The sequence below is a fragment of the Azonexus hydrophilus DSM 23864 genome, from assembly GCF_000429605.1.
In the GTDB taxonomy this organism is placed as follows: Bacteria; Pseudomonadota; Gammaproteobacteria; order Burkholderiales; family Rhodocyclaceae; genus Azonexus; species Azonexus hydrophilus.
Genome location: NZ_KE386925.1, coordinates 22,880 through 40,761, shown reverse-complemented (window position 1 = coordinate 40,761; position 17,882 = coordinate 22,880). Strand labels below are relative to the sequence as shown.

Annotated in this window: 13 protein-coding genes; 5 read left to right on the top strand and 8 right to left on the bottom strand. The window is 64.0% G+C overall.

Annotated features, from left to right (window positions below; translation table 11 throughout):
• The first annotated feature begins 105 nt into the window (after nt 1-105).
• Together map and G471_RS0111440 are read left to right on the top strand one after the other, a co-directional pair.
• Nucleotides 106-906 (top strand): type I methionyl aminopeptidase, encoded by an 801-nt coding sequence (map, locus tag G471_RS0111445; protein WP_028995456.1) that lies wholly within the window; start codon nt 106-108, stop codon nt 904-906.
• Nucleotides 906-3,464, top strand: a complete 2,559-nt coding sequence (locus G471_RS0111440) for a [protein-PII] uridylyltransferase (RefSeq protein WP_028995455.1) — start codon at nt 906-908, stop codon at nt 3,462-3,464. The genes map and G471_RS0111440 overlap by 1 nt, the downstream gene beginning before the upstream one ends.
• A gap of 9 nt (nt 3,465-3,473) precedes the next feature.
• Here G471_RS0111440 and G471_RS0111435 read toward each other — a convergent pair whose 3' ends face one another.
• The 8 genes from G471_RS0111435 to G471_RS0111395 all read right to left on the bottom strand — a co-directional run bounded on the left by G471_RS0111435 (nt 3,474) and on the right by G471_RS0111395 (nt 14,492).
• Nucleotides 3,474-4,244, bottom strand: coding sequence for an S-methyl-5'-thioinosine phosphorylase (locus G471_RS0111435; protein WP_028995454.1), 771 nt, complete (start codon nt 4,242-4,244; stop codon nt 3,474-3,476).
• Nucleotide 4,245: 1 nt separating this feature from the next.
• On the bottom strand, nt 4,246-4,935 hold the full coding sequence (locus tag G471_RS0111430) for a class I SAM-dependent methyltransferase (RefSeq protein WP_028995453.1): 690 nt from the start codon (nt 4,933-4,935) through the stop codon (nt 4,246-4,248).
• Nucleotides 4,932-5,456 carry a hypoxanthine-guanine phosphoribosyltransferase gene (locus G471_RS0111425; protein WP_245580553.1) on the bottom strand — a complete coding sequence of 175 codons (525 nt, stop codon included), beginning with the start codon at nt 5,454-5,456 and terminating at the stop codon, nt 4,932-4,934. The genes G471_RS0111430 and G471_RS0111425 overlap by 4 nt, the downstream gene beginning before the upstream one ends.
• A 23-nt stretch (nt 5,457-5,479) precedes the next feature.
• Entirely contained in the window at nt 5,480-6,352 is an 873-nt protein-coding gene (gene galU, locus G471_RS0111420; RefSeq protein ID WP_028995451.1) for a UTP--glucose-1-phosphate uridylyltransferase GalU, read from the bottom strand.
• Nucleotides 6,349-8,724: an NAD-dependent DNA ligase LigA gene (gene ligA, locus G471_RS17515; RefSeq protein WP_043421563.1), complete on the bottom strand. Its 2,376-nt coding sequence runs from the start codon at nt 8,722-8,724 to the stop codon at nt 6,349-6,351. Before ligA ends, galU begins: the two co-directional genes overlap by 4 nt.
• Nucleotides 8,724-10,046, bottom strand: a complete 1,323-nt coding sequence (locus G471_RS0111405) for a cell division protein ZipA C-terminal FtsZ-binding domain-containing protein (protein WP_028995450.1) — start codon at nt 10,044-10,046, stop codon at nt 8,724-8,726. Before G471_RS0111405 ends, ligA begins: the two co-directional genes overlap by 1 nt.
• The gene (gene smc, locus G471_RS0111400; RefSeq protein WP_028995449.1) at nt 10,043-13,537 is read right to left on the bottom strand and encodes a chromosome segregation protein SMC; all 3,495 of its coding nucleotides are present in this window, start codon (nt 13,535-13,537) and stop codon (nt 10,043-10,045) included. Before smc ends, G471_RS0111405 begins: the two co-directional genes overlap by 4 nt.
• Nucleotides 13,538-13,631: 94 nt before the next feature.
• Nucleotides 13,632-14,492 carry a hypothetical protein gene (locus G471_RS0111395; RefSeq protein WP_157272513.1) on the bottom strand — a complete coding sequence of 287 codons (861 nt, stop codon included), beginning with the start codon at nt 14,490-14,492 and terminating at the stop codon, nt 13,632-13,634.
• 187 nt (nt 14,493-14,679) lie between these two features.
• On the opposite strand from G471_RS0111395, the gene G471_RS18400 reads away from it, so the two are divergent.
• The 3 genes from G471_RS18400 to dapD all read left to right on the top strand — a co-directional run bounded on the left by G471_RS18400 (nt 14,680) and on the right by dapD (nt 17,860).
• Entirely contained in the window at nt 14,680-15,750 is a 1,071-nt protein-coding gene (locus G471_RS18400) for an HD-GYP domain-containing protein (RefSeq protein WP_051295527.1), read from the top strand.
• Between the two features lie 86 nt (nt 15,751-15,836).
• Entirely contained in the window at nt 15,837-17,030 is a 1,194-nt protein-coding gene (gene dapC, locus G471_RS0111385) for a succinyldiaminopimelate transaminase (protein WP_028995447.1), read from the top strand.
• A 14-nt stretch (nt 17,031-17,044) separates the two neighbouring features.
• A complete protein-coding gene (dapD, locus tag G471_RS0111380) occupies nt 17,045-17,860 on the top strand; it encodes a 2,3,4,5-tetrahydropyridine-2,6-dicarboxylate N-succinyltransferase (RefSeq protein WP_028995446.1) in 816 nt (271 codons plus the stop codon).
• Nucleotides 17,861-17,882: the final 22 nt, after the last annotated feature.

Below are 17,882 nucleotides of genomic sequence, written 5' to 3'. Positions count from 1 at the left end.
CTCCATGCAAAAACCCCGCGCAGTATGCCATTTCCCGCGCCACCGGCTTTGCGAAACGGGGGGCATCATTTATCCTTGCCTTCTCCCAACGCACCAAGAACAGCCATGAGCATCACCATCAAGACGCCTGAAGAAATCGAAAAAATGCGCGTCGCCGGCCGCCTCGCCGCCGAGGTCCTCGACTATATCGAACCCTTCGTCAAACCCGGGGTCACCACCGAAGAACTCGACAAGCTCTGTCACGACTACATGGTCGACGTCCAGAACTGCATTCCGGCGCCACTCAACTACGCACCATCGGGCTACGACCCCTACCCCAAGTCGATCTGCACCTCGATCAACCAGCAGGTCTGCCATGGTGTGCCGAGCGACCGCGCCCTGAAGAACGGCGACATCATCAATCTCGACATCACCACGATCAAGGACGGTTATCACGGCGACACCAGCCGCATGTTCATCGTCGGCGAAGGGTCGATTCAGGCCAAACGCCTGTGCGAAATCACCTTCGAATGCCTGTGGCTGGGCATTTCGGTGGTGCGCCCCGGCGCCCGCCTCGGCGACATCGGCGCCATCATCCAGAAGCACGCGGAAAAGAACGGCTACTCGGTCGTCCGCGAATTCTGCGGCCACGGCATCGGCGCCAAGTTTCACGAAGACCCGCAGGTCGTCCATTACGGCAAGGCCGGCACCGGCGTTGAATTACTCCCGGGCATGATGTTCACCATCGAACCGATGATCAACGCCGGCAAAGCCGCCATCCGCGAAATGCCGGACGGCTGGACCATCGTTACCAAGGACCGCAGTCTGTCGGCGCAGTGGGAACACACCCTGCTGGTCACCGACACCGGCTATGAGGTCATGACGCTTTCCGCCGGCGCACGCCCGAAACCCGACTGGATTGCCTGATGGACATCGACGTCGCCGCACTGCGCAACGAACTCAAGGCCCGCCAGGCTGCCCTGCAGGCGCGCTACCTGCAAGATAACGACGCCGAAGCCCTGCTCCGCCAGCGCTGCGCCGATGTCGATGAAATCCTCTGTCGCCTGTGGGCCGATTTTTCTTTCCCGGCCTCGATCGCCCTCGCGGCCGTTGGCGGTTACGGGCGCGGCGAGCTCTACCCGGCCTCCGACATCGACCTGCTGATCCTGCTGCCGCAAGACGCCAGCGCCAGCACGGAAGCCAAGCTGGAGCGCCTGGTCGGCTGTTTCTGGGACATTGGCCTGGAAATCGGCCACAGCGTGCGCACCATCCCGGAATGTCTGAACGAAGCCGCCAATGACATCACCGTCCAGAGCGCGCTGCTCGAAGCGCGGCTGCTGACCGGCAGCGAAAAGCTGTTCACCACCTTCCGTCGCCGCCTGTTCGGCAACCTCGACCCGCTGCATTTTTTCGAAGCCAAGCGGCTCGAGCAACAGGATCGCTACCTGCGCTTCAACGAAACGCCGTACAGCCTGGAACCGAACATCAAGGAATCGCCTGGCGGCCTGCGCGACCTGCAGGTGATCTTCTGGATCGCCAAGGCGGCCGGCTACGGTGGCACTTGGGATGAGCTCGGTGCCGATGGCATCATGTCGCAGGAAGGCGTCGCTTTCGGCAAGCAGTTCGAGGATTTCCTGCGCCACCTGCGCATCCGCCTGCACTTCCTGGCCGGCCGCCGTGAAGATCGGCTGCTGTTCGATTACCAGGAGCGCCTGGCCCATCGCTATGGTTTCGTCGACAACGAAACCAAGCGCGCCTCCGAACAACTGATGCAGGCCTATTACCGGAACGCCAAGGGCCTGACGCTGCTCAACACCATCGTCCTGCAGAACATGGGCGCCGCGCTGGCGCCGGAAAACCTGCAGCGTCCGCAGCCCTTCGACGAGCACTTCCAGATCGTCGGCAACCTGCTCGACGTCTGCGACGAGCGCCTGTTCGAACGAGAACCCGGGCTGATCCTCGACGCCTTCCTGATCATGCAGGAAAACCCGGAGCTGCAGGGCATGACCGCGCCGACCCTGCGCGCGATCTGGGTCGCCCGCGATCAGATTGATGAGGCCTTCCGCGCCGACCCGGCCAACCGGACGATGTTCCTCAAGCTGCTGCAGAGCGAGCGCGGCATCGTCCATGAATTCCGGCGCATGAACCAGCTCGACATTCTCGGCGCCTACCTGCCGAACTTCGGGCGCATCGTCGGCCAGATGCAGCACGACCTGTTCCACGTCTATACCGTCGACCAACACATCCTGCAGGTCCTGCGCAATCTGCGTCGGTTCACGATGAGCGAGTTCGCCCACGAATACCCGCTGTGCTCGCGCATCATCAACGAGTTCGAACGCCCCTGGCTGCTCTACATCGCTGCCCTCTTCCACGATATCGCCAAGGGCCGGGGTGGCGACCACTCGGTCAAGGGCACCGTCGATGCACGCGAATTCTGCGAGAACCACGGACTGTCGAAGGACGATACCGAACTGGTCGTCTGGCTGGTCCGCCAGCATCTGGTGATGTCGCAGATCGCCCAGAAGGAAGACCTCAGCGACCCCGAGGTGATCGGCAACTTTGCCGGGCTGGTCGGCGACGTCCGCCACCTGCAGGCGCTTTACCTGCTCACCCACGCCGACATCCGCGGCACCAGCCCCAAGGTCTGGAACCAGTGGAAGGGCAAGCTGCTCGCCGACCTCTACCAGCAGACGCTGCACTTCCTGGCGCAGGATGAAGCACCGGTCGCCCACGGCATCATCGCCGAACGCCAGGCTGAAGCCATGCGCCTGCTGCGTTTCTTCGCGCTCTCCGACACCGTTCACGAGCGCCTGTGGAAGCAACTCGACACGGTCTATTTCCTGCGCCATTCGGCCGAGGAAATTGCCTGGCACACGCGCTCGCTGCACTACCGCATCTACAACAACCAGCCGGTGGTCCGGGCCCGTTTGTGGCAGGAAGGCGTCGGCCTGCAGGTGATGGTGTACACCCAGGATCAGCCCGACCTGTTTGCCCGTCTGGTCGGCTTCTTCGCCCGCGCCGGCTACAGCATCGTCGATGCCAAGATCCACACCACCGCCCACGGCTACGCCCTGGACAGCTTCATTCTGCTCGACGTGGAAAAGCGCGACCACAACCGGGAAATGCTCGCCTACATCGAGCACGAGCTCGAAGACCGCCTGCTCCGCCAGTTGCCGCCGGAAGTCCCGTCAGCCGGCCGCCTGTCGCGCCAGGTCAAGCACTTCCCGATCAAGCCCGAAGTCAGCATCCGTGGCGACGAAAAGGGGACGCACTTCGTGCTCAACCTGACCGCGGCCGACCGACCCGGCCTGCTCTACACCATCGCCAGAACGTTGGCCGAGCACGGCGCCGAGTTGCACACCGCCAAGATCGCCACCCTCGGCGAGCGTGCCGAGGACGTTTTCCTGATCAGCGGCGGCGACTTGCGCGATACCAATCAGCGCATCCGCCTGGAAACCGAGTTGATCGAGCGGATGAAGGTCTGAGGCAACGCCTCAGACCGACATGCCCATCGGCGGACAGGCCGCCTCGCAACCGACCACGCGTTCGATGATGCTGCGCACGCGGCCCATGGCCTCCTGCAGCACATGCTCCAGGCTTTCGAAACGGATGCCGTGGCTGCTGCTGCCGCGCCCGGCACCATGATTGGCAACCACACTGATGGCCGCGTAAGGCAGGCCGAGCTCGCGCGCCAGTACAGCTTCCGGCATGCCGGTCATGCCGACGATGTCGGCCCCGTCGCGCTCCAGGCGATTGATTTCCGCCGCCGTCTCCAGGCGTGGCCCCTGGGTCGCCGCGTACACCGCCCCCTGCTTGATCTCGATACCCAGTGCCGCAGCAGCTTCGACGATGCGTTGCGACAGCGGTGCATCGTAGGGATCGGTGAAATCGACATGGGTTACCGGCGAACCCACGCCGTCGAAGAAAGTCGACTTGCGGCCCCAGGTGTAATCGATGATCTGGTCGGGAACGACGATATCGCCCGGATTGAGGTCGGCGCGGATGCTGCCGACCGAAGCCACCGAAATGATGCCGCGCACCTGGTGGTGATGCAGGGCCCACAGGTTGGCCCGGTAATTGACCATGTGCGGCGGGATGCTGTGACCGTAGCCGTGGCGCGGCAGAAAGACTGCCGGGCGACCGCAGATCTGGCCGAAGACCAGAGCGCCGGAAGGTTCGCCAAAGGGCGTGCGCACCACTTCGCGATGAGAAACGTCGAGATTGGACAGGGTCGTCAGACCGCTGCCGCCAATGATAGCCAACATGTCATGTACTCCGGATCGCCAGCAGGGAAGCCAGCGTAGGCACCACGTGCTTGAGTGCAGGGTGCGGTTTGGCAAGCTGGGCGACATTGCCGCCCAGCTTGCGATAAATGGCGTTGTTGCGATTGGCCGAAAACGGCAGACCGCTGAACGTGCGTTCGAGATGATAGCGGACCAGGGTATCGCGACCGATGTCCTTGGCCTGCCAGGGGATCGCCGTACGATCAACGATGTGCAGGGCACGCACCCCGGGCAGACTGGCCGCCAGACCGGCAACCGCCCGATGCAGGCGTTCGCGATAGGCGGCAACAGCCTGTCCGCCATCGCTGGCGCTGGCACCGGTGACTTCAGCCGGCGCCCCCATCAGCCAGCAGACCACGCAATCCGGCGCAAAAGCCTCGATGGCGGCACGCTGCGCGGCGTCGAGCGCCTCGACATCGGCCTGCAGCAACGTGGCCGCATCGCCCACCCGTTGCCGGGTCAGTGCCAGGCATTCCGGCAAGGTATCGATGGCCAGCACCGCCAGTCCGCGCGCGACCAGCGCCTGCGTGGCAAACCCCACGCCGCAGCCGATTTCCAGCACACGAGCGCCAGGCACCAGCCCGGCCATCCAGTCGTAATCTCCATGACGGGCGTAGGTTTGCCCCTCGTCTTCCCAGTAAGCGATGAATTCGGCGACGCTACGCCCGCTCATGCCCCTTCCTTCTTGGCGTGAATCGCCGGCAGGTTGCGCCAGGTGCCCCCCGCATCCATGCCGAAACCGAAAACGAAGCGGTCGGGCACGGTCAGGCCGACGAAATCCGCCACCAACGGTTTGTTCCGGCCATTGAGCTTGTCGGCGAAGACCGCCGTCAGCACCTCGGCCGCGCCAAGGCGCAGCAGGCTTTCCTTGACTGCCGCCAGGGTCACACCTTCGTCGAGAATGTCATCGACGACCAGCACGCTGCGCCCCTTGACCGGCGCCCACGGCGCGCTGCGCCAGGAGATCTTGCCGCCCTGGGTTTCCGGCCCGTAGCGGGTGGCGTGCAGGTAATCGAAGTCCAGCGGGAAATCCAGACGGGTCAGCAACTGGCCGCAAAAGACCACGCCACCGGTCATCACGCACAGGACCAGCGGATACTTGTCGGCCAGCCGCGCGCGAATGTCCGCTGCCACCCGGTCAACCGCCGCCTGGACGGTCTGCGCGTCGTGAATGACCTCAGAGTCGGCCAACATGGCTTGTGCTTTCTGGATATCCATCATGTCTCCCTGTTCTTGTTCAGATAAGCGGTGAAATCGCCCCCGACTTCCGGGTGGCGCTGGCCGAATACCACGGTTGCCTGCAGGTAACCGAGTTTCGACCCACAATCGTAGCGCACGCCGTCGTAGCGGTGCGCCAATACCTGTTCTTCCGAAAGCAGCGAGGCGATGCCATCGGTCAGTTGAATCTCGCCACCGGCGCCCGGCTTGATCTTTTCCAGATGCTCGAAAATACGCGGCGTCAGGATGTAACGCCCGACCACCGCCAGCGTGGACGGCGCCTCTTCCGGCTTGGGCTTCTCGACGATGGCATTGACCTGTTCCAGACGGTCGGCCACCTTGCGTGCATCGACGATGCCATAGCTGCGCGTGTCGGCGCGCGGCACATCCTGAACCCCCAGCACCGAACAACGATAGTAGTCATAGACATCCGACATCTGCTTCATCACCGGCGTGTCGCCGTCGAGCAGGTCGTCGGCCAGGATCACCGCAAATGGCTCATCGCCGATCACCGGCTTGGCGCACAGCACGGCGTGACCGAGGCCGAGCGCTTCCTGCTGGCGAATGTAGATGCAGTTGATGTCGCGCGGGATCATGTTGCGGACGAACTCGAGCATCTCCGTCTTGCCGCGTGCTTCCAGTTCCGACTCCAGTTCGTAGGCCTTGTCGAAATGATCCTCGATCGCCCGCTTGGAGCGGCCGGTGACAAAGATCATGTCGGTAATCCCGGCCGCCACGGCCTCCTCGACCGCATACTGGATCAGCGGCTTGTCCACGATGGGCAGCATTTCCTTGGGGCTGGCCTTGGTCGCCGGCAGGAAACGCGTTCCCATGCCGGCGACGGGGAATACTGCTTTACGGACTCTAGTCATTCTTGCTCTCCCTGCTTCAACAATTCGATCAATGCTGCCTCGTCAATCACGGCAACGCCAAGCTCGCGCGCCTTGTCGAGCTTGCTGCCGGCTTCCTCGCCGGCGACCACGTAGTCGGTCTTCTTCGATACCGAGCCGGCCACCTTGCCGCCAGCCGCTTCGATCATCGCTTTGGCGTCGTCACGTTTCAGGGTCGGCAGCGTACCAGTCAGCACCAGCGTCTTGCCGGCCAGCGGCGCCGGTCCGGCAAGCACCGCGCCTTGCGGCATGGCGGCCAGCAGTTCTTCTCGACGGCGGGCCACACCGGCCAGCAGACCACGTCTGCCCGACTGGTTCAGCCACTCAAACAAGGCGCTGATCACTTCACCGGGCAAACCGGCCACCGATAACGCCGCCGCATCGATGCTGCCATCGGCAAGCGCGCCGCCGTCGGCCACAGCCGCCAATTGGGCAGCGCGTTTGGCGGTCAGCTTCGGCACGGCCAGCGCTGCATAGATTTCGGCCCAGGCCAGGCGTTCGGCCAGGCCGGGATGCGGCGGATGTTCATCATTGGGCGCGACGCCGGCAGCGAGCAAGGCATCGACCGCATCGAGGTTGCGCTGCTCGGCAAAGAAATCGGCAATCGCTGCCGCCACCGTCGCGCCGATGTCGGGCAGCACGGACAGCAGCGGCGCCGGCGCGCGGCGCACCCGGTCCAGGCTGCCCAGCCAGTCGGCCAGCGTCTTGGCAGTGGTCTCGCCGACGTGGCGGATGCCCAGCGCGAACAGCAGTCGGGCGAGTTTCGGCGTTTTGCTGGCGGCAATGCCGGCGAGCAGGTTCTCGGCCCAGCGCGTCGGCGTCTGCCCGGCCTTGACCGTTTCCGGGACGGTGCCGTCTTTCTCGTCGGCGCGCCGCTTCATTTCCAGCAGGTCGGCCAGCGTCAGCTTGTACAGATCGGCAACGCCGTGCACGTAGTCGAATTCAACCAGGCGCTCGACGTAACGGTCGCCCAGGCCTTCGATATCCATCATCCGGCGACCGGCGAAATGCAGGATCGCCTGGATGCGCTGGGCGCTGCACGAGAAACCACCGGAACAGCGGGTCACCGCCTCGCCCGGCTCACGCACCGTGTGCGCACCGCACACCGGACAGGCAGCCGGCATCATGAACGGCTGGGCAGCGGCCGGCCGGCGCTCGGCGATGACACCGACGACTTCCGGGATGACATCGCCGGCACGGCGCACGATCACCGTGTCGCCAACGCAAATGCCGCCCTTGCGCTCGACCTCGTCGGCGTTGTGCAGGGTCGCATTGGTCACCGTCACCCCGCCGACAAACACCGGCTTCAGGCGCGCCACCGGCGTCAGCGCGCCGGTGCGGCCGACCTGGATGTCGATGGCCTCGACCACGGTCGATGCTTCCTGCGGCGGATACTTGTGCGCCACCGCCCAGCGCGGCTCGCGCGAGCGGAAACCGAGGCGACGCTGCAGTTCCAGGTCATTGACCTTGTACACCACGCCGTCGATGTCGAACGGCAGGCTGTCGCGCAATTCGGCGATGCGCCGGTGGAAACCGGCCAGCGCCTCGCCGCCCGCCAACACCGCACGATGCTCGCACACCGGCAGGCCGAAGGCAGCCAGCGCATCGAGCAGACCGCCATGCGTTGGCGGCTGCTGCCAGCCGTCTACCGCACCGATACCGTAGGCGAAGAACTTCAGTGGCCGGCTGGCGGCGATGGCCGGATCGAGCTGGCGAACGCTGCCGGCAGCGGCGTTGCGCGGGTTGACCAAGGTCTTGTCGCCGCGCGCCGCAGCGGCGGCGTTATAGGCGTCAAGATCGCCCCGACACATGTACACCTCGCCGCGCACTTCCAGCACGGGCGGTGCTTCACCGCGCAGGCGCAACGGAATCTGGCCGATGGTGCGCAGGTTCTGGGTCACGTCCTCGCCGGTCGTGCCGTCGCCGCGCGTTGCACCGCGCACCAGCACGCCGTTTTCGTAACGCAGGCTGACGGCCAGACCGTCGAATTTCAGTTCGGCCGTGTAATCGATGGCCGGCGCCCCCTCACCGAGATCCAGCTCGCGCCGGATGCGGGCGTCGAAATTGAGCGCGCCGCTGGATTCGGTATCGGTCTCGGTCTGGATCGACAGCATGGCCACGTCGTGCACCACCGGCGCGAACTGCGCCAGCGGCTTGCCGCCAACGCGCAGGGTCGGCGAATCCGCCGTCGCCAGCGCCGGATGCTCGGCTTCCAGTGCTTGCAGCTCGCGGAACAGCGCGTCGTAATCGGCATCCGGGATGGTCGGTGCATCGAGGACGTAATACGCGTGGTTGTGACGTTCCAGTTCTGCACGCAGCCAGGCTGCGCGCTCGACGACTTCCGGTGACAGCATCACGAGAACAGGCGCAGGGCTTGCGGCGAACCGGCCGGCAGGCCGAAGGACTGCATGGTGGCCTGCGGCTTGCCGATGAACTCGCGACGGATGTGATCGAGCTGGGCATCGCCCAGCGGCTGACGGTTGTCATCGACCAGCGTGCCCTGCAGCGTTTCGGCAAAGCGGCGGGCCTGTTCGACCATCTGCTGGAAGACTCGCTCGCCGTGATCGACGCGCGGCACGTCGAGCAGGAAAGTCAGGCCGTGGGTGGTCATGGTGCGCAGGGTATCGGCGGCAAAACCCGCGCTTTCATAATTCTGCAGGCTGAACTGGGCGCGGCCATCGTCATCGTGACGGGTGAACATGCCGTCGAGGCCGAGCACCATGCCGGCAGCTTCCGCCAGGGCGCGAATCTTGGTGCCCGGGAAAGGCTGGCCGCGGCTGACCAGGTTGAGGCCGATTTCCAGATCGACGGCGGCGCAGAAACGGTCAATCTCCGCCGCCTGGTCGAGCACCCGGCTCGTCGGCATGTCGGCCACCGCCATCAGCTCGTCGGCCAGCGCCTGCATGGCACCGGTGAAAACCGCCAGGTCGCCGTCGGACACCGGCCCCAGGCGGTTGACCAGTTGCAGGCCGATGCGCAGACGGCGTACCGGAATTTCGTTATCGGAACGCAAACGTATCCACTCGCGGGCGCGTTCGTTGTAGGCGACGAAATGCACCGGCCGGGACACCCGCTGCAGCACGTCGCGCTGCGATTGCAGGATCTGGCGCGACGAAACCGGCTCGACCAGTTCCATCGAGACGATGAATTCGAGGCGCGGATCGAGCAATTCGGCAGGTACCGGCTCGGGTGCCGGGGCTTCTTCATGCGCAGCAAAAACCGGCGGGGCAACGGCCGGTTCGCGCACCGGCGGCGGCATGACCGGCGCTTCGACGGCCTTCGCTTCAAACACCGGCTCGGCAACCGGTTCGGGAGCCGGCTCGACGACGGGCTCGGGCATCGATACTTCGGGCAGTTCCGGCACCGACGTCTCGACCGTCGGCGGCAGATCCCAGGGCGGAATGTCTTCAGGTTCGGCCTCAACAGGTGCCGCATTCGTCGCGTACCGGGATTCGTCCTCGTCGGCCGGCGGCGCAAAAACCGGCTCGACCCGTTCGATCTCGCTTACCGCCGCTGCCGGCCTGATCGTCGGTTTGAGCAGGACGTCGTCGTGCTCGGGGCGAAGGACCGATTCGGCCACCTTGCGATGCCGGTACTCCTGCCATTTGTTATATGCCACGACCCCCGCAATGGCGAGTCCGCCCAACCCGATCAGTCCGTATTGAAGTTCAGTCACGCATCCCTCATCTTCAAGGCTTCTTCGATATCCACTTCCACCACGCGCGAGACGCCGCTTTCCTGCATGGTGACGCCGACCAGTTGCTCGGCCATTTCCATCGCGATTTTATTATGGGAAATGAACAGGAACTGTGTTGCTCCCGACATTTTCTTGACCATACTGCAGAAACGCTCGGTATTGCTGTCATCCAGCGGCGCATCGACCTCGTCGAGCAAGCAGAACGGCGCCGGGTTCAACTGGAACATGGAGAATACCAGCGCAATCGCCGTCAGCGCCTTTTCACCGCCGGAAAGCAGGTGAATCGTTGAATTCTTCTTGCCCGGCGGCTGGGCGATGACCTGTACGCCAGCGTCGAGGATTTCCTCGCCGGTCATCACCAGTTCGGCCCGACCGCCGCCGAACAGCTCGGGGAAGAGTTTGCCGAAATGGCTGTTGACCGTATCGAAAGTGTTCTTCAGCAGGTCGCGCGTTTCGCGGTCGATGCGGCGGATGGCGTTTTCCAGGGTTTCCATCGCCTCATTCAGGTCGGCCGCCTGCATGTCGAGGTAGCCCTTGCGCTCGGTCGCCGTTTCCAGTTCCTGCAGCGCCGCCAGGTTGACCGCGCCCAGTTCGGCGATGGCGTTGCCGAGGCGGGTGATTTCGCCCTGCAGCGATGACGGCCGCGCCTCGCCCAACAAGGGCAACAAAGCCGCCTCGTCAGCGCCGGCTTCGAGCAACTGCATGGCGAACTGCTCGGCATTGAGCGCCGCCGCCTGTTCCTTCAACTTGAGGTCGCCGATCCGGGTACGCAGCGGCTCCAGCCCCTGCTCGATCTTCATGCGCTGCTCTTCGAGCCCACGCAGCGCATTGGTCGCCGCTTCCAGCGCATCGCGCTTGCCGGCCAGCGCCTGCTCGGCGGCAACGCGGGTGGCCAACGCCTGCTGCAACTGTTCTTCCATGACATCGGCCGGCGCCGCCTCGACCTGGTCGGCACAGGCCGCACGGTCGCGCTCGATGCGCGTCAGTTCGCGCTGCGCCAGCGCCTGCTGGGCAAAGATGTCCTGCAGCTTGCCGTCGGCTTCGCGGGCCGAGAACTGGGCCTCGCGCAGCGCCCGGTCGAGGTCGGCGTTGCGTTCGCGTTCGGCGCGCACGGCACGCTCGCATTCATCCAGGCGCGACTGCGCACCGGCCACCAGCACGCGGATGCGGCTCAAACCGTCGCGGATTTCCTCGATCCGTTCGTCGGCAGCCATTTCGCGCTCGCGCTCGCCCTCTTCTTCCTCGGCCAGTTCGGCGAGCTGTTCGGCGATGCGCTCCTTCTGCTCGTTATAACGGGCCAGCGCCTGGCTCAGCTTGAGCACTTCCAGCTGCACGTGATGCACGCGCTGCTGGCGGTCGGTGACGTACTGGCGCGTCTCGTCGATTTCTTCCTGCTTGTCGGCGTACTGCTCGTCGAACATTTCCGCCTGTTCGCGCAGGTTTTCGCTTTTTTCCTCGGCCAGCGCGATGCCCTCGGCCAGCGCCTCGATCTCGCGCTGGCGTTCGAGCAGGCCGTGCTCGCCCTGATCCGGCGCGAAGAAGGTCAGGCTGCTGCGGGTCAGCAGATCGCCGCCCCGGGTGACGACGGCACCGGCCGGCGCCAGCGATTCGCGCAAGGCCAGCGCCTCGGCCAGGGTTTCGGCGGCGAGCACCCCGCCCAACCAGTCGGCCAGCGCGCTGCGCACCCGCGCATCGTCGCAGCGCACGCGGGCAAGCAGGCTGTCCGGCGCGACGGCATCAGTTTCTGCACCGCCCAGCATGACCGCCAGGCGACCATCCGGCCGGTCATGCAGCCACTCGGCCAGACGGGCCGGATCGTCGCAGGCAATCGCCGACAGGCGCTCGCGCAACACCGCTTCGACCGCCTCTTCCCAGCCGGCCTCGACATGGATCTGCTGCCACAATGCCGGCGCCTCGGCCAAGCCGTGGCGCTGCAGCCATTCGGGCAACTTGCCGCTACCGGCGGTTTTCGCCTGCATCTGTTCGAGCGCGGCGCGGCGTGCCTGACCGGCCGCCAGCTCGCGCTCCAGCCGCTGCAGTTCGCCCTGCACGGCCTTGCGCCTGGCTTCGAGTTGCGGCATTTCCTCCTGCAACTGCTGCAAGTGCTCCTGGTCGCCAGCGAGTTCCTCGCGCAGCAATTCCAGCTCTTCTTCCTTCTCGGCCAGCGCCATTTCGTCGGGTGCATCGCCGAAAGTCTCGTCGCGCAGGCGTTCGCGGCGCTGGATGATGGCCTGCAGCGAACGCTGGGCGTGCGCCTTGTGGGTCTGCTCGACTTCCAGCTTCTGCTCGCCGTTGGTCGTGCGCGTTTTCAGCCGCTGCAATTCCTCCAGCGCCTGCGCATGGTCTTCCTCGACCTGCGGCGCCAGGTTCATCTGCGCATGCAGGCGTTCCTCGGCTTCCTCGACGCGCAAGCGGGTAATTTCCTGGGTTTCTTCCCAGCTTTCCCGATCGACGGCAAGTTTCTCGGCCGTTTGCGTCCAGTGCGCCAGTTCGTCTTCCAGTTGCACCAGCCGGGCTTCAAGCTGGCTGCGCGATTCGCGGCGGTGGCGGATTTCCGCCTCTAGCCGGGCGACTTCGGCATTGGCCGCGTACATCTCGCTCTGCGCGTTGTGCAGGGCGTCGCCGGCAGCGAAATGGGCTTCGCGGGTTTCCTCGGCGCGCGCCTCGGTTTCGCGCAGCGCGGCGCTCTGCGCTTCAAGTTCGGTTGTCGTCCGCTCGACATCGAGCGCCAGGCGCTGACGCTCGGCCTCGGCTTCGCGCTTCTTCAGCAGCCACAGCAGTTGCTGCTTCTGCACCAGTTGCTCGTTGAGCGCGTGATAGCGGCGGGCAACCTCGGCCTGCGATGCCAAACGTTCGATCTGATGGCCGAGTTCCTCGCGGATATCCTCGACGCGCAGCAGGTTCTCGCGGGTATCTTCAAGACGCCCCTGGGTTTCCTTGCGCCGCTCCTTGTAGCGGGTGACGCCGGCCGCTTCTTCGAGGAAGACGCGCAAGTCGTCGGGACGCGCCTCGATGATGCGCGAGATCATGCCCTGACCGATGATTGCGTAGGCACGCGGCCCCAGCCCGGTACCCAGGAATAGATCGGTGATGTCCTTGCGCCGGACCTTCAGGTTGTTGATGAAGTAATCCGACTGTCCCTGCCGGGTCAGCACGCGTTTGACCGACAGTTCGGCGTACTGCGACCACTGGCCCATGGCCCGGCCGAGCGAATTGTCGAAAATCAGTTCGACGGAGGCGCGCGACACCGGCTTCCTGTTGGTCGAGCCGTTGAAGATCACGTCCATCATCGACTCGCCGCGCAATTCCGAGGCTTTCGACTCGCCCAGCACCCAGCGCACGGCGTCCATGATGTTCGACTTGCCGCACCCGTTCGGCCCGACGACGCCAACCAGTTGCCCAGGCAGGGACACCGTGGTCGGATCGACGAAGGACTTGAAGCCGGCGAGTTTGAGTTTGGTCAGGCGCATGCGCGGTCACAGGCGGGACGACATGCCCGCCACATTGGGGGCCGTATGATAGCATCGTCGCCGCGCTGGCCCTTGCCTGCCGCCTGCCCGGTTTTCAGGAATCGGTCGCTTCTTCTGCTGCCAACTTCTCTCCGTAACGTTCGGAAATGAGATTTTCGACGCCCCGGGTCAGTTCATGCCCGGACAGACGCTGACCGAGACCACGCACCGCCGTCATGAATTCGCCTTCGTCGAACCCCGCTGCCGTGGCCATCGTCAGCCACCAGGAACGCTGCGGGGAGACGGTGACTTCCGGCATTTCCAGACCGGATGCCGCCCAGCGTTCCCGCCAGACAGCCGATACCGACTCCACGTTGACGTCGATGAACTTGGTCTCGTCCGCTGCCACGGACTCGGTCGCCGGCAGCAAATCGGGATTTTCGCGACCCAGGCGGGCCATCGCGTTGCTGATGTCGAACTCCCGCTGTACATCGGCTTCGCTCATCGGCGATTTCCAGCCCAGCATCTGCACTCGCATGCTCAGATTCATCAGCAAATTGAAACGGGCTGACTGTTCGGTGTTCATGTTGGCATGCCCATCGGCGGACAGGCTGCGCATTTCCTCGCGAAAGCCGTCCAGCAAGGCCTGATTCTCCGGCAACAGCGGCAATCCCAGCGGCCCTTCTCCGCCCAAAGCGCCCTGGGCCTTGTTCGCCGCCAGGCGACTCATGGCCTCATCGATCACATCCGCCGGGAAATCCTTGGTGAACCACTCGGTGACCGCCTGCGGCAACGGTATGCCGGTCGTTTTTGCCGCTGCCTCGCTTTTCAATGCTTCGCGGGCTGCCGATGAAATGCTTACGCTGTCGGTAGCGTTCGTAGCCGACACCGCCGCCGGCCCGGCCGTCGCTGTACGCTGCGCAGCCTGGCTGCGAAACAACTCGGCACTCCCCTGAACACGTGAAATCGAAAACATGGGCCAACTCCGCAACATGCAATGGTGATGCTCGCACTAAGCAAGTGGCACGCCATACGCAAAACCAACTTCTGCTCAGGCATACGCCAGTACAAGTAGAAAAATCCGCCAAAGCTATTAAATATATTACTTTGGTAGTAGCATCATGAATAACAATAATCAACCGGCCCACGGCCCGGTGAACAGCATGAACGCCCTATCTGCGGATTCCAGTTCGGTCATTGATGCACTGACCGCACATGTTGCATTAATTGATGGCGACGGAGAAATCCTTGCGGTCAATCTGGCTTGGCGGCACTTCTACGATAGCAATGGCTGCCATCTTCCGAACTACGGGCTGGGTTGCAATTACCTGGAACTGCTCGCACCGCTGGCTGCCCAGGCAGAAAATCCGGCCGCCTCCGAAGACAACAGAATTGCCAGGGCTGTCCTCGAAGGACTGCGCAGCGTCCTCGACGGAAGCGCGACGCGTTTTCAGCTCGAATATCCCTGCCATGCCCCGCACGAACAGCGCTGGTTCCTGCTGACGGTAACGCCATTTGCCCCTGGATACCGGATCCGCGCCGTGGTTTCGCATGAGAACATCACAGCGCTCAAGCAGGCCGAGGAGCGGACTCGCATGCAGGCCTTGCGGGTTGCCGGATCGTTCGCCAGCACTGTTGAATCAATTGCTCTGGCCATCGAGAAACGCGATCCATACACCGCCGGCCATCAGCGTCAGGTTGCCGCTCTCGCCGGTGAAATCGGCCGCATCATGGGGCTGAGCGAAGAACGCCGATTCGGCCTGCACCTGGGCGCCAGCATCCATGACATCGGCAAGATATCGGTACCCGCCGAAATCCTCAACCGCCCCGGCGTGCTCAGCGAACCGGAGTTTTCCATCATTCGCCAGCACGCCCAGACTGGCTACGAAATCCTGCGCGGCATCGATTTTCCCTGGCCGATCGCCGATATCGTCCAGCAACACCATGAGCGGCTTGATGGCAGTGGTTACCCGTTGGGACTGCATGCCGAGGAAATCTGCCTGGAGGCCCGGATCGTTGCCGTTGCCGACGTCTTTGACGCGATCATTTCACATCGCCCCTATCGACCCGGGCACGCCTTGCACGAAGCGATCGAAGAATTGCAGCGCGGCCGTGGAAAGATTTACGACTCGACGGTGGTCGATGCCGGCATGCAGTTCTTTACCGAGGTATCACCCGAGTGGCATCGACTGCACAGGGAAACCAACTTGCCGATCCCCACACTGCAGCTTTGACAGACACCCCACTGCGGGCAACACGCCCTCACTGTCTGGCGGATTTCGGTGATAATTGCGTTTTTGGACCGTGCAGCAATTCTCCTGTGAATCCCCATCTCGCCCAACTCCAGCCCTACCCCTTCGAAAAGCTGCGCGCACTGTTCGCCGGTGTCACCCCGAACCCGCAGTACAAGGAAATCAAACTGTCCATCGGCGAGCCGCAACACGCGACGCCGCAGTTCATCATGGACGCGCTGCACGCCAACCTGCTCGGCTTGGCGAACTACCCGACGACCCAGGGCATTCCGGCGCTGCGACACGCGATCTATGACTGGTGCAACCGTCGTTACGGCATCGAGGTTGATCCGGAAAGCGAAATCCTGCCGGTCAACGGTTCGCGCGAAGCACTGTTCTCCTTCGCCCAGACGGTGATTGACCCGACCCGGGCCGGCGGCACGCCCATCGTCGTCAGCCCCAACCCGTTCTACCAGATATACGAAGGCGCGGCCTACCTGGCCGGCGCCGAGCCGCGCTTCCTCAACAACCTGCCGGACAACGGCTTCGCCTTCGACTACGGCCAGCTCTCCGACGCCGAATGGGCGCGCGTGCAACTGTTCTACGTCTGCTCGCCGGGCAACCCGACCGGCAAGGTGCTGTCGCTGGCCGACTGGAAGACGCTGTTTGAACTGTCCGACAAATACGGCTTCATCATCGCCTCCGACGAGTGTTACTCGGAAATCTACTTCGACGAAGCCAACCCGCCGATCGGTGGCCTGCAGGCCGCCAAGCTGCTCGGCCGCAGCTTTGACCGCCTGGTGATGTTCTCCAGCCTGTCGAAGCGCTCCAACGTACCGGGCATGCGCTCGGGCTTCGTCGCCGGCGACGCGCAGATCCTGAAGAAATTCCTGCTCTACCGCACCTACCACGGCTGCGCCATGCCCCCCCCGATCCAGGCCGCCTCGGTTGCCGCCTGGAACGACGAGGCGCACGTGCTCGACAACCGCAACCAGTACCGCGAGAAGTTCGCCACCTGCACGCCGCTGATCAGCGAAGTGCTCGGCACCGGCATGCCCGACGCCAGCTTCTACCTGTGGGCGAAGACCCCCATCGCCGATACCGAGTTCGCCCGTGGGCTGCTCGAACACTATAATGTCGTGGCCTTGCCCGGCAGCTTCCTCGCCCGCGAATCGCAGGGCGTCAACCCGGGCGCCAATTTCATCCGCATCGCACTGGTCGCCGGGCTCGACGAATGCCTGGAAGCCAGCCGCCGCATCCGTGAATTCACCCAACAACTTTGAGAGAGAAAAAACACATGAGCCATCCGCTGCAAGCCACCATCGACGAACTCTGGGAAAAGCGCACCGAACTGACGACCCAATCCGCCGACGCGATCAAGATCATCGAATCGGTGATCGCCGACCTGGATGCCGGCAAGCTGCGCATCGCCGAGAAGGTCAATGGCGAATGGATCGTCAACCAGTGGGCCAAGAAGGCCGTGCTGCTGTCCTTCCGCACCCGCGACAACCGCGTCCAGAAGGCCGGCGACATCAACTTCTACGACAAGGTCGACACCAAGTTCCAGGGCTGGACCGAAGAACAGTTCAAGGCCGGCGGCTTCCGCGTCGTGCCGGGCGCATTCGCGCGCAAGGGCGCCTTCATCGCCAAGAACGCGGTGCTCATGCCGTCCTACGTGAACATCGGCGCCTACGTCGATGAAGGCACCATGGTCGACACCTGGGCCACCGTCGGTTCCTGCGCGCAGATCGGCAAGAACGTACACCTCTCCGGCGGCGTTGGCATCGGCGGCGTGCTTGAGCCGATCCAGGCCGGCCCGGTGATCATCGAAGACAACTGCTTCATCGGCGCTCGTTCGGAAGTCGTCGAAGGCGTCGTCGTCGGCGAGAACTCGGTGATCTCGATGGGCGTGTACATCGGCCAGAGCACCCCGATCTACGACCGCGAAACCGGCGAAATCACTTACGGCAAGATCCCCCCGGGCTCGGTCGTCATCTCCGGCTCGCTGCCCAAGGACGGCGGCAAGTACAGCCTCTACGCCGCCATCATCGTCAAGAAGGTCGACGCGCAAACCCGCTCGAAGACCAGCATCAACGAACTGCTGCGCGCCTAAACCCCTCTCCGCGAAGGTCTTG

Bases quoted from the DNA above. Each gene is read 5' to 3' on its own strand.
- map (WP_028995456.1), top strand. From the start codon at position 106: ATGAGCATCACCATCAAGACGCCTGAAGAAATCGAAAAAATGCGCGTC.
- G471_RS0111440 (WP_028995455.1), top strand. From the start codon at position 906: ATGGACATCGACGTCGCCGCACTGCGCAACGAACTCAAGGCCCGCCAG.
- G471_RS0111435 (WP_028995454.1), bottom strand. From the start codon at position 4,244: ATGTTGGCTATCATTGGCGGCAGCGGTCTGACGACCCTGTCCAATCTC.
- G471_RS0111430 (WP_028995453.1), bottom strand. From the start codon at position 4,935: ATGAGCGGGCGTAGCGTCGCCGAATTCATCGCTTACTGGGAAGACGAG.
- G471_RS0111425 (WP_245580553.1), bottom strand. From the start codon at position 5,456: ATGTTGGCCGACTCTGAGGTCATTCACGACGCGCAGACCGTCCAGGCG.
- galU (WP_028995451.1), bottom strand. From the start codon at position 6,352: ATGACTAGAGTCCGTAAAGCAGTATTCCCCGTCGCCGGCATGGGAACG.
- ligA (WP_043421563.1), bottom strand. From the start codon at position 8,724: ATGCTGTCACCGGAAGTCGTCGAGCGCGCAGCCTGGCTGCGTGCAGAA.
- smc (WP_028995449.1), bottom strand. From the start codon at position 13,537: ATGCGCCTGACCAAACTCAAACTCGCCGGCTTCAAGTCCTTCGTCGAT.
- G471_RS0111395 (WP_157272513.1), bottom strand. From the start codon at position 14,492: ATGTTTTCGATTTCACGTGTTCAGGGGAGTGCCGAGTTGTTTCGCAGC.
- G471_RS18400 (WP_051295527.1), top strand. From the start codon at position 14,680: ATGAACGCCCTATCTGCGGATTCCAGTTCGGTCATTGATGCACTGACC.
- dapD (WP_028995446.1), top strand. From the start codon at position 17,045: ATGAGCCATCCGCTGCAAGCCACCATCGACGAACTCTGGGAAAAGCGC.